Here is a 12,701-nt window from a genome sequence, read left to right as displayed (position 1 = left end):
TATGAGTGATAATTATGTAGATTTTCAAGAAGAGTTTTGTGTTTACATGAAATCAAAAAATTGTATTTCATTAATAAATGGGTTAAAAACATATAATATAAAGTTTGATGGTGTTCAACATAATCCTTTAGATGATGCTATAAATTTAGAGAATTTAGCATTAAAATTTATTAGTGAAACAAAGTTGAAAAATAAACGTAAAATAAATTAAATATACTTTAATAATAAAAATGTTTTAAGATGAATATATCGTCTTAAAACATTTTTATTATATAGGGATATAAGATTATATTTAAGTTTATTTATTAAATACTTGTTATAAGGTTATAAAAATAAATTATCAATTGTACGTAGAAGATTGCCTTGAATTTCCCACCGCATAAATGAATAATTTTAAAATCCTATACAACATTCTTTTTATTAATTTTTTGTTTAGAAGACACACTGGTTCTAAATATAAGATTTTTAAGGGCATTCCAATTAAATGGGAACAATGGGTAAAGATAAGGTTCACCGGTTAATGTTTTAGTTGAAGCTAAAAGTACCAGTGATAATATAAGTCCAATTCCAAAACCCCAAAGATTAAATAATCCTGTAAGAATCAAAATTAGAATTCTTAAAAACTTTACGGCAAAACCCATTTCTATACTAGGTTGGGTAAAGCTGGCCAGAGCGACAATAGCCATATATAGTATAGCTTCGGATATAAACCAACCTGAATTAACAGCGTATTCACCAAGTATTAATGCTCCAATTACTGAAAGGGACATTCCAAGAGAGCTAGGAGTATTTAAAGAAGCAAGTTTCAATCCGTCTACAGAAAGTTCCAGTAGTATAAATTGAAGTACCAATGGAACTGGATATACATCGCTAGGGAGTAGAAACTTCAAGCTTTCTGGTAAGACACCAGGATTTTGAACTATATAAATATACAGTGGTGTTATGAATACTGTAAATATTAAAATAAGATTCCTAATAAGCCTTAAATAGTTCCCTGTAATTAAAGGGAAGTAATAATCGTCTATATCTTCAATAAAGTCAAAAAAACTTGTAGGTAAAATCATAGCAGATGGACTGTTATCTACAAAAAGTACTATTTTACCTTCCATAACATGAGCAGAGGCAACATCAGGTCTCTCTGTATATCTAATTTTATGAAATGGGCTGAACCAGTTTTTCCCTGCAATACATTCAACTAATGTTTGATCTCCCACAGTTAAAGCATCAACTTTTATGTTTTTTAATTGAGTGGTTACTATATCTAGGGTTTTCTTGTCAACAACCCCATCAATATAACCAATAGCTACATCAGTTTTAGTCATTTCACCTATAGAAAACATTTTAAAAACTAATCTAGAATCTCTGATTCTACGTCTAACAAGAGCGGTGTTAAAAACTACTGTTTCAACAAAGCCATCTCTAGAACCACGTAGTACTTGTTCTTTTTCAGGTTCTTGAGGTCCTCTTGCAGGATATGTACGTAAATCTAAAAGAATTGCTGTTGGGAAACCTTCTACTATCATAGCTGTTTGACCAGATAAAACAGCTGTAGACAATTTGGATATATCATCTTCCTCACTAACCTCCATAGAGGATATCATCTTTTGTATAAAATCTTTGGAAGTTTCAAATTTTGAAAAATTTTCCTTATTCATAAATAATAAAGAACGTATAAGGAACTCTAAATTTTCGTCTTTAACGAATCCATCTACAAAATATAAATAGATTTTTTTATCATGAACATCTAAAATTCTTTCAATTATATCAAAACTTTCTTTAACTTTTAATACAGAAGTAATGTTTTGAATATTTTCTTTTAAATTAGAAGTTATCTTCAAAATAGTCACCCCTTAAAATATAATAACGACAATATGTTTTGCAAATTAAGAGGAATTTATTCAATAATAAAAGCATTATATTATTAACTAATGATTATAATTTGCTTATTTCTTTAGAAATAGTTTATTATAATTATTTTATGGCAATATAATGCTTTGAAAATATATTATATAGTTTTTAATTAGGTGATTTTCTTAAAAGATCATAGTTTATCAATGTTTTCAAATCAAATCTTTTACATTGGTCTGCAAATTTAATTTCTATTATATCCTCATCAATATAAGTAACTATTCCTTTGTTATTATTACTATGAATTACAGTATCATTTACATCAAAAGGTAGTTTTAATTTATAATTACATTCTTTTATAAAAGGAGATATCTTATAAGTTTTATTTTGAATTGAAGAAGGAATTAAAATATATAAGTTATCAATAGCTCTAGTTATCGCAACATACATAAGTCTACGTTCTTCCTCTAAATTATCCTCAATATTACTTTCATGGGGGATGTACCCCTCTACTGCATTTATTATAAAAATATTTTTAAATTCCATTCCTTTAACACTATGGATTGTACTTAAAATAACACCGTCACTATTGTTTTTATTGGAGTGTAAAAAGTCATTATATTCTTCTATATAGGATAATAATGCTACTATTGTTCTGTGTTCAGTGGCTATAGATTGAAATTCATCTAAAATACTATCAAAATCTGTTATATCTATTTTGAATCTTGAAGTATATTCTCTTAAATAGTCATAATAGCCTAAAGAGTTTATAATAAAAGAAATTGCACTTCCAAGGGACATTTTATTTAGATTGTGTATATCTAATTTTAGTTCATCTATATTTTTAATTTGAAAACTACGAATGTTATCAAATTCTTTTAGAGTTTCAAAGCAATCTATGTCTATTTTAGAACTTTTAATTTTTTCTATAGCATTTTTGCTTATATATCTAAACGGTTTATTTATTATTGAAATAAAAGCATCTTTATTTTTCATATCTAAGCTAAGTTTTAAATATGAAAGAATATCTTTACAGATAAAATGATTAAAAAAGTTAAAATCCTTGTCCATTAATTTAAATGGTATAGAACGCTTAATGAAAGTATCTATAATTCTTCTACTTTCAAGATTTGTCCTGTATAATAGTGCGAAGTCAGAATAATTATAATTAGAAGAAAGTACAGTTTTTTCTATATGATTGGCTATATATAGCCCTTGTTTAGTATCATTTTCTACATTTAGAACCCTAATGTCTCCGTCAATTTTCTTATTTGGAATAATTGTTTTAGCTCGTCTTGATTTATTATGTTTAATTAGATCATTGGAAAGAGAAACTATATTTTTAGCACATCTATAATTTGTTTGAAGATATAATATTTTTGAATCTTTAAAGTTTTCTTCAAAGGTAATCATATATTTAGGTTTAGAACCTCTAAAAGAGTAAATGCATTGATCTTCATCGCCAACAGCAAATACAAAATTATCTTTATTAAGCATTTTTAATATTTCAATTTGAAGTTCATCACAATCTTGAAATTCATCTACTAATATATATTTAAACATATTTGAATAACCATTTAAAAGCCTTGGGTTTTTTATAAAAAGTTGTTTGCACATTATTTGTAAGTCATCAAAATCACATAGTCCTTTTTCTTTTTTATAACTTTCATATATTTCATAAGCATTTTTGAAAATATCTTTATCAAGTTTTGTTTCAAATTCGAACAAATTAAGCCCACTACTTTTAAAAATAGATATAGCATTTAAGTATTCCTTTACTTTGTCATCACTAATTTCATCCATATATGAAGAAAGGAAGCTTTTTATTAATTTAAAACTTTCACTTGAATCCATTATTTTAATTTCACCATAATAATTGGTTAGTATTTTATAAAACAGACCATGGAATGTTCCGAAAAATGGGGTATGCTCACTTTTAGCGAGTTCTTTATATCTATCTTTCATATTGTTGGCAGCGGCTTTAGTAAAAGTCAATATTATTATATTTCTAGGATTTATATTTTTGTATTTAATAAGATGATATACTTTATAGACTATAACAGTAGTTTTCCCGCTGCCAGGGCCTGCACTTACTAAAGTATTAGTTTCATCACTTAATATAGCTTGTAATTTTTCATTATCGAGATTTTTATATTCTTTATACACAAAAAAGCAGCTCCTTATCTAGTCAAAATTAATTTTTTACATATTAAAAGATAATAAGCCAATACTCTTTGATAATATGAATTACTTTAAATTTTTCATTTCATATAAAAGTATAATTAGAGTTTTAAGATTATTATCTGAGGTTATTATTAAAAACGATTTTAATTTATAGTTTTTTATATTTATAATAAATTTTATAAAAAACCTATGGTCATTTTATAAAATTTATCGTATACTTATTAGTAAATTTAGTAAATATTAGAACAAATATAATTATAAAAGACAAATAGTTACAAATTTTATTTGTAAAATACTATTATATAGATTGTATAATAGTAATATGTTATAATATAACACATAATTTACAAAACAGTAAGGGGAGAAGAAATGAATACTTCAGAAGGCTTTAATGTTAAAAATCAAAGAAATTTGACTATGCTTGTAGATTTTTACGAGTTAACAATGATGAATGGATACTTAAAAAATAATGTCCAGGATGTTGTTGCTTATTTTGATATGTATTTTAGAAGAATTCCAGATGGTGGTGGATACTGCATAATGGCTGGAGTAGAACAAGCAATAGATTTTCTTAAAGGTTTAAACTTTACAAAAGATGATATAGATTACCTTAGGGAAAAGGATATGTTCAATGAAGAATTTTTAAAATATTTAGAAGATTTCAAGTTTGAGTGTGATGTTTGGGCAATTCCAGAAGGAACACCAGTTTTCCCAGGAGAACCCCTTGTTACAGTGAGAGGTCCTGTAATGCAAGCACAATTTATAGAAACTATGCTTTTACTTACTATAAACCATCAAACATTAATTGCAACTAAAGCAGCTAGAATATGTGAAGCTGCAAAGGGTAGACCAGTTATGGAGTTTGGTTCAAGAAGAGCGCAAGGATATGATGGTGCTATATATGGAGCTAGAGCTGCTATAATAGGTGGATGCAATTCTACAGCATGTACAATAGCAGAAGAAATGTTCAAAGTTCCAGCTATAGGAACTATGGCGCATTCTTGGATTCAATTATTCAAAAATGAATATGAAGCATTTAAAGCGTGGGCTAATACTTATCCAGATAATACAGTTCTTTTGGTCGATACATATAACGTGTTGAAATCTGGTGTTCCAAATGCAATTAAAATATTTAATGAGGTTTTAAAACCATTAGGAAAAAGACCAAAAGCAGTTAGAATAGATAGTGGGGACATAACATATCTTACAAAAGAAGTCAGAAAAATGTTAGATGACGCAGGATATGAGGATGTTAAAATCACTGTATCAAATTCTTTAGATGAGTTTATAATAAATTCTGTTATTGAAAATGGAGCACCAATTGATAGTTTTGGTGTAGGTGAAAGACTTATAACAGCTAAAAGTGAACCAGTTTTTGGTGGTGTTTATAAGCTTGTAGGTATAGAAGAAGATGGAAAGATAGTACCTAAAATAAAAATAAGTGAAAATATAGAGAAAATAACAAATCCAAGTTTTAAAAGAACTTATAGAATCTTTGACAAATATACAGACAAGGCTATTGCCGATTTAATTTGTACTCATGATGAAATTATAGATATAAATGAGCCGTTAGAAATTTTCCATCCTACATTTACATGGAAAAGAAAAAGAATTAAGGACTATTATATTAAAGATTTAATGGTTCAAGTTTTTGAAAAAGGGAAACAAGTATATACTAGCCCTTCTGTTATGGAGATAAGAGAATATGCTAGAGTTGAGAGAAACAAGCTTTGGTCAGAGGTTTTAAGAATTCAGAATCCACATGCATATTATGTTGATTTATCAAAAAATCTTTGGGAGTTAAAAGAAAACTTATTAAATGAATATTCATCTAAATATGGAAATTAAGAGCGGAATTTTATTCTGCTCTTAATTTCTGCAAAGCTTGATGATTTAGCTATTTCTTGAAGTATTTGAAATTATGTTATATAATCAGTAGTAAGTTTAAATATTTATTTATGAATAATAGACTCAAGAGTCTATTATTTTTTTATGAAAAGAGGTGTTTTTATGGACTTTTTAAATATTGTAACGGAATTTGAAAATGAATTAATATCTCTAAGAAGAGAGTTTCATAAAAGTCCAGAGCTAGATTTTGACCTTCCTAAAACTACAGCAAAAATAAAAAACTTTTTACAAAAAGAAAATATAGATTTTAAGGATATTGGAAAAGGTGGAATTGTTGCAATTATAAAAGGTCATAAAGATGGAAAAACTATAGCTATAAGAGCGGACATGGATGCACTATCAATAATAGATAAAAAGAACGTTATTTATAAATCTCAAAATGAGAACAAAATGCATGCATGTGGGCATGATGCACATATGACTATAGCATTAGGTACTGCAAAAGCACTTAACAATATGAAGGATAATTTAAAAGGAAATATAAAAATTATTTTTGAACCAGCAGAGGAAACATCTGGCGGTTCAAGATTTATGATAGAAGATGGTGTATTATTAGACCCTAAAGTAGACGCCATAATTGGGCTTCATGTTAATGAGGAGATTCCTTGTGGAATGATAGGTGTTAAAAATAATACTGTTTATGCAGCTTCAAATCCATTTAAAGTAAAAATCACTGGTAAAGGCGCCCATGGAGCTAGTCCACATAGGGGAATTGATGCAATTGTTATAGCTAGTGAGGTTATATTAATGCTTCAAACTTTAGTTAGTAGGGAAATGTCGCCAACTTCCCCAGCAGTTATAACTGTTGGTAAGATAAATGGAGGTATGGCTCAAAATGCTATTGCTGATGAAGTTATAATTGAAGGTATGATACGAACTGTTAATATGGAAGATAGAGAATATATAACTAAAAGATTTAAGGAAGTTATAGAAGGAATAGTGAGTATAAAAGGCGGAAAATGTGAAATAACATTAATAGATGGATATCCTTGTGTTATAAATGATAATGGCATGTACAAGTTATTTAGTAAATCCTCTAGAGAGATTTTAGGAAATGATAATGTAAAAGAAGTTTTAGAACCTACACTAGGTGTTGAAAGTTTCTCGTACTTTTCACAAAAAGTTCCAGCTATGTTTTATTGGTTGGGATGTAGAAATGAGCAAAAAGGTATAATACATCCAGCCCATAGTAGTCTATTTGATATAGACGAGAGATGTCTTAAAATAGGAATAGCTACTAATTTAAATATGATAGTAAATTATTTAAATAATTAATGAATATATGAAATTAACATTTTAATTTTAGGTATAATTAAAGAAATAAGAGGTCAAATATGCTTTGAATCTTTGGTCTCTTATTTCTTTTGATATGCCTTATATAAAAATTTACCGTATACAATTTTTAGGAGGAAGATATATGATAATAAACATTGGACCGAATGAAGCTGGGCAAAGATGTGATAAATTTGCAAGAAAGCTTTTAAAAGATGTACCATTAAGTGCTATTTACAAATCCTTTAGAAAAGGTGATATTAAAGTCAATGGAAAAAAAGTAAAAGAAAAGTATTCTCTTCAAGATGGAGATGTAGTTGAAATTAGAGAAATAAAGACAGAAGCTTCTCAAAAGAAAAAAAGTAATTTTGAGAGAATTGATAATAAACTAAAAATTACATATGAAGATGAAAATATATTAATGGTTGAAAAATGGCCAGGAGTTTTAGTACATAGTGATAAAAAAAATGGAGAATCAACACTTACGGATTATGTTTTATCTTATCTTTATGACAAAGGAGATTATGAACCAGAAAAGGAAATCACATTTACACCAGCACCTTGTAATAGATTAGATAGAAATACATCAGGTATTGTTATATATGGTAAGAATTTTTCTTCATTAAAAGAAATGAATGAAATGATAAGAGAAAGAAAAGTAGAGAAATATTACATGGCTCTTATTAAAGGGAAAATAAAAGAAGGTTACTACGAAGCATATATATCTAAAAATGAAGATAATAATATATCTAAAGTTTATGAAGAATATAAACCAAACACTAAAAAAATAGCTATGAGAGTAAAAGTAATTCAAAGTTGTGGAATTTTTTCTTTAGTGGAGTTAGAATTATTAACAGGTAGAAGTCATCAACTAAGATCTCATTTGGCATTTTTAGGAAATCCAATAGTTGGAGATACTAAGTATGGCGAGAAAAAGCTTAATAGTTTTTTTGTTAATAGATATGGATTAGATTATCAATTTTTATATGCTTATAAAGTAATATTTAAAGATACAGGAGACAAGTTAACATACTTAAAAAATAAAACTATAGCGGAATCACTTCCACCTATTTTAAAGAAAATAAAGACAGACGTATTTAAGTTTTAGTGGAGGAAAATTTCATGGGTAGCAATTCGAATTTTGATACTAAATCTGCAGCTAAGGGCATGGCTATATTAAGTATATGTATGTTTATGACAAAAATTATGTCTATTTTATATTTGCCATTTTTAAGAGCTATATTAGGTCAAGACGGAATGGGAATATATCAATCTTGTTATGTAATATATGCATATATATATATGATTGCTAATGCAGGTCTTCCAGTGGCAATATCAAAGATAATTGCTGAATATGCATCAGTTGGTAATAAACATGATGCAATTAAAGCTTTTAAAATATCTAGATTGCTTGCAATTGGAATTGGAGTTTTATCAACAACTATTTTAATTGTATTTGCAGGACCAATAACAAGAGGGATGAATACTGAAAGATCCACATATGCACTTATGGCAATTGCACCAACGATGCTTTTTACTACTGTATTAAGTACTTATAAAGGATATTTTCAAGGCGTTGGTAATATGGTTCCAACTGGGGTTTCTCAAGTTATGGAGCAGGTAGCTAATGTAGTGTTTAGCTTACTTTTTGCATATATTTTAATAGGTTTTTCACTAGAATTAGGTGTTGCAGGAGGTACAGTAGGAACTACTCTTGGCGCACTTTTGGCACTAGTATACTTTATAAATTACTATAATCGTAGAGGTTATGAAGGTTTAGCACATATTAAAATAGAGAAAGAAATAAAAAGAGATAGCAACAAAGAAATTTTAAGAAAAATTTTATGTTATGTAATACCAATAACTATAGCTATAGCTATACAACAATTAGGTGGAATGATAGATGTAAAAATGGTACAAGGAACATTGGTTGACGTATTGGGTTATACAGAAAAGCAAAAAGATGTTTTATGGGGATTTTATGGTCAATATACAACGCTTATAAATGTACCATTAGGCTTATTAAGCTCTATATCTGTAGCTGCTGTGCCGATGATAGCTACATACAATGCAGTTAAAGACAGAAAATCTGTAAAAACTAGCATAAATTCTACTATGAAGATCATGTATTTATTTTCAATACCTTCAGCAGTAGGACTTGCAGTTTTAAGTAAGCCAATATTACGTACACTTAAATTAGATCAAGAAATATCATCATTTCTAATTTATGGTTCTTTTGTACTAGTAATAATGGGAATAGTATATCTTCAAACTTCTATACTTCAAGGTCTTGATAGGGTAAAGGCAGCAACTATATTTTGTGCAATAGGTATGATTGGTAAAATAATAGTAAATTATTTTGTTGTTTCAATTCCTAGAATTAACGTATATGGAGCTATAATAAGTAGTACAGTATCATTTGTTATAATGTTTATACTTAATCAATGGCTTATAAATAGAGTGTTAAAAGTTAGAGTTAGATGTATAGTTCCAACCATAAGACCTATAATAGCATCAGCTTTTATGGGAATAGCAACATATTTTACTTATAATGGAATTATTAAAGTTTTAGGATTAATATCTAATGGATATATATTTAATGTTATAGCAATGTTAGTAGCTATAGCTGTAGCTATTATAGTATATAGTGTTGTAATAGTGTTATTAGGCGGTGTATCTAAAAAAGAAATAAATATATTACCAAATAAAATTAAAAATCTTATACCACAAAAATTATTAAAGTATGTAAGATAGTTTTATCAAATAAGAATTATTAAAGGGACTGTTGCAAAACTAACTGAAGGTTAGAGGAGCGATAGCTCCCTTTTTTTGTGTAATTTCCTTAATATATGATTATTATTGGTAATAGAAAAAGGGGATAAAATAACCACTCATTTTCTGAGTGGTTATTTTTATAGATTTTTACAAGAATCAGAGTTTTCTCTTATTATAAATATAGATGAGAAAAATAATCCACTACCTATAAAAATTAAAAAGATATTTTTAATGATGAAATTAACATTAGGAATAATAGCATTGAAAATTCTAAGAAGAAATGCTGTTATTAAAGTTAAAAGACAAATTATAAAAAATTTATATATGTTGATTGATAAATGAACAGATTTATTTATTTCTAGAATATTCAATATAAGACCTAATAAAGAAGATACAAATATAGCTATAGCAAAGCCAAATATATTTATAGATGGTATAGCCATCAAAATGTACATTAAAATAAGCTCTACAACAGCTGTAATTAAAGAATTTATAAGAATAGCCTTTTGTTTACCTAGCCCATTCAAGATACCATAAGTACAGGATGAACCATACAAAAATGGAACTGAAAACGCTGCAGCTTTAATGAAAGCATCTAAATCGTTACGTTTATAAAAGAGCATACCAAGATTTGTAGGTATTACTAAGCAAACAAGCATTATTGAAATTCCTAATATAAAGCACATTTTTATTACTTCATTCACTCTACATTCTACAGCAGAATAATTTCCTTTTGTAATATTTTTAGATATGTCAGGGACTAGAATAGTAGCCATAGAAATTACTATTACAATAGGAAAAAATATTATATTAAGTGTCATTCCACAAAACTTACCTATAGCTTCTAGTGCCAAGGTATGAGTCATTCCTGCTGTTACAAGCCTTCCTGGTATAAGCAAAGTAGATACACTACTTATAGCAGTGGTAAGAAACCCATTGACAGCTAAAGGAAACGCAACAACTAGACAATTGAAAAGGAGCTGAGCACCATTTTCTACATATTTATCTTGTCCTAAAGAATAATCGAATTTTTTACAACTTTTCTTAAAGAAAATATATAATAAAACAAAACTAACAAATTCTCCGATAGCAAAGGATGAGTATGTAGCTGTTACTGTTTTTGAAATATCTTTAAGAAGAAATAAGTCTATTAAAGATAGTGTTACAAAAAGTCTTAATGCTTTTTCTACAATATCTATTATTGCTGGAGTGTTAACCTCCATAACTCCAAAAAAATAGCCTTTTAAAACTGATGATAGAGCTATAAATATCAGTGCAGGACATAAAACCCATAAGGAATATAAAGTTCTGATATCTTTTATAATGTATTTACTAAAAAAAGGCGCTAAAGCAAACATTATAATGGTTACAAATATGGCCCAAACTAATATAAAAGATAATGTATATCTAACACTTTTATTCATATTTTTATAAGAATTAGTTCCATAATATGACGAAACCTCTTTAGAAACGGCAGCAACAAGCCCACCACAAACTAAACAACAAAACAAATCATAAATGGGCATTATAAGTCCATAAAGTCCTACTCCTTCTGCACCAAGCTTGTCCGAGAGAACTATAGAAAAAATAAATCTTATAACTGCCATAGCAAGATTTGAAATAGTTAGTACAAATGTATCTCTATAAAAACTGTCACTATTCATAAACAAACCTCCAGTAATATGGTTGAATAAAAATTATATCTTAAAGTAATATATAATTTTTTATAGCTGATTGTGTTTCTTTATAATAGTTATGATTTGCTTTAATACTTTATTCAAAAAATAATCAAATAAATAAAAAAATTAGTACAGTAGTTAAAAATATAAAAGCAAGATAAGAAAATTAAATATAAGTAATTTAAACTATTATTTAATTTAATATGAGAGAGTATAGAAAAAGAAGTTGAAAATTAAAATACTATGAACAATGTTAAAAATATTTATATAAATGTTATAAATGTTATACAATATTCTTCAAAAAATATTAAAATTTAGACGTATAATTTAATAATAAAAACTTTATAAAAAATAAATAATAGTAGATATTTTCAATAACTTTTAACAAGCAATTTAAAATTTTCATATTTGATAAATGAATAAACTTCATCTTATAACCCTATATTTATACTTTTAGTGATTGGAGAAATATGCATATGAATATTATTATTGAATTAGGAAAACTAGGTGATATCGATGAATTGGAAGAGCTTTATAATGATTTAAATGATTATTTAGAAAAGGAAATAAATTACCCTGGATGGAGAAAGGGTATATATCCTACTTGTCAAAATGCGATTGATGGAATTAAAAATTGTAATCTTTATGTAGCAAAAAGTAATGGCAAAATAGTTGGATCACTTATTTTAAGTCATGAACCTGAGCCTGCATATTATAAAGCTAAGTGGAATTTTGAATTTGATTATTCAGATGTTTTTGTTATATATACATTTGTAGTACATCCAAATTTTTTGAAATGTGGTGTAGGTAAAGCATTAATTGACTTTTCCATTGAACATAGTATTAAGTCAAAGGTAAAGTCAATTCGATTAGATGTTTACGAAAATAATATGCCGGCTATAAGATTGTATGAAAAATGTGGTTTTAAATATATTGATACAGTTGATTTAGGGCTTGGAAACTATGGATTGAACTGGTTTAGATTATATGAAAAAATACTATGATATAACAAGAATAATATCCAAAAATAGTGTT

General features: G+C 27.3%; 9 protein-coding genes. 6 read left to right on the top strand and 3 right to left on the bottom strand.

Features of this window, described 5'->3' with window-relative positions:
- Positions 1-211, top strand: a 211-nt coding sequence (locus tag CSGHG_RS19495) for an exonuclease (RefSeq protein WP_010291984.1), incomplete at its 5' end; no start/stop codon positions are given.
- Between the two features lie 190 nt (positions 212-401).
- Here CSGHG_RS19495 and CSGHG_RS01260 read toward each other — a convergent pair.
- On the bottom strand, positions 402-1,838 hold the full coding sequence (locus CSGHG_RS01260) for a spore germination protein (RefSeq protein ID WP_010291982.1): 1,437 nt from the start codon (positions 1,836-1,838) through the stop codon (positions 402-404).
- Between the two features lie 178 nt (positions 1,839-2,016).
- Positions 2,017-4,014 (bottom strand): ATP-dependent helicase, encoded by a 1,998-nt coding sequence (locus tag CSGHG_RS01255; RefSeq protein WP_010291979.1) that lies wholly within the window; start codon positions 4,012-4,014, stop codon positions 2,017-2,019.
- A gap of 387 nt (positions 4,015-4,401) precedes the next feature.
- Here CSGHG_RS01255 and CSGHG_RS01250 point away from each other — a divergent pair, with 387 nt between their 5' ends.
- The 4 genes from CSGHG_RS01250 to CSGHG_RS01235 all read left to right on the top strand — a co-directional run bounded on the left by CSGHG_RS01250 (position 4,402) and on the right by CSGHG_RS01235 (position 9,966).
- On the top strand, positions 4,402-5,880 hold the full coding sequence (locus CSGHG_RS01250; protein ID WP_010291978.1) for a nicotinate phosphoribosyltransferase: 1,479 nt from the start codon (positions 4,402-4,404) through the stop codon (positions 5,878-5,880).
- Between the two features lie 162 nt (positions 5,881-6,042).
- Positions 6,043-7,215, top strand: a complete 1,173-nt coding sequence (locus CSGHG_RS01245) for a M20 metallopeptidase family protein (RefSeq protein WP_010291975.1) — start codon at positions 6,043-6,045, stop codon at positions 7,213-7,215.
- Between the two features lie 142 nt (positions 7,216-7,357).
- Entirely contained in the window at positions 7,358-8,320 is a 963-nt protein-coding gene (locus CSGHG_RS01240; RefSeq protein ID WP_010291971.1) for an RluA family pseudouridine synthase, read from the top strand.
- A 14-nt stretch (positions 8,321-8,334) separates the two neighbouring features.
- Entirely contained in the window at positions 8,335-9,966 is a 1,632-nt protein-coding gene (locus CSGHG_RS01235) for a putative polysaccharide biosynthesis protein (RefSeq protein WP_010291969.1), read from the top strand.
- A gap of 158 nt (positions 9,967-10,124) precedes the next feature.
- Here the strand turns inward: CSGHG_RS01235 and spoVB are convergent, their stop codons facing one another.
- A complete protein-coding gene (gene spoVB, locus CSGHG_RS01230; RefSeq protein ID WP_010291967.1) occupies positions 10,125-11,651 on the bottom strand; it encodes a stage V sporulation protein B in 1,527 nt (508 codons plus the stop codon).
- A 491-nt stretch (positions 11,652-12,142) separates the two neighbouring features.
- On the opposite strand from spoVB, the gene CSGHG_RS01225 reads away from it, so the two are divergent.
- Entirely contained in the window at positions 12,143-12,670 is a 528-nt protein-coding gene (locus CSGHG_RS01225) for a GNAT family N-acetyltransferase (protein WP_010291964.1), read from the top strand.
- Positions 12,671-12,701: the final 31 nt, after the last annotated feature.

Source organism: Clostridium senegalense JC122, from assembly GCF_000285575.1.
Taxonomy (GTDB): domain Bacteria; phylum Bacillota; class Clostridia; order Clostridiales; family Clostridiaceae; genus Clostridium_J; species Clostridium_J senegalense.
This window is presented reverse-complemented; position numbering and strand designations above follow the sequence as displayed.

Coding starts and splice junctions, on each gene's coding strand:
- CSGHG_RS01250 (WP_010291978.1), top strand. CDS start 4,402: ATGAATACTTCAGAAGGCTTTAATGTTAAAAATCAAAGAAATTTGACT.
- spoVB (WP_010291967.1), bottom strand. CDS start 11,651: ATGAATAGTGACAGTTTTTATAGAGATACATTTGTACTAACTATTTCA.
- CSGHG_RS01245 (WP_010291975.1), top strand. CDS start 6,043: ATGGACTTTTTAAATATTGTAACGGAATTTGAAAATGAATTAATATCT.
- CSGHG_RS01235 (WP_010291969.1), top strand. CDS start 8,335: ATGGGTAGCAATTCGAATTTTGATACTAAATCTGCAGCTAAGGGCATG.
- CSGHG_RS01240 (WP_010291971.1), top strand. CDS start 7,358: ATGATAATAAACATTGGACCGAATGAAGCTGGGCAAAGATGTGATAAA.
- CSGHG_RS01225 (WP_010291964.1), top strand. CDS start 12,143: ATGAATATTATTATTGAATTAGGAAAACTAGGTGATATCGATGAATTG.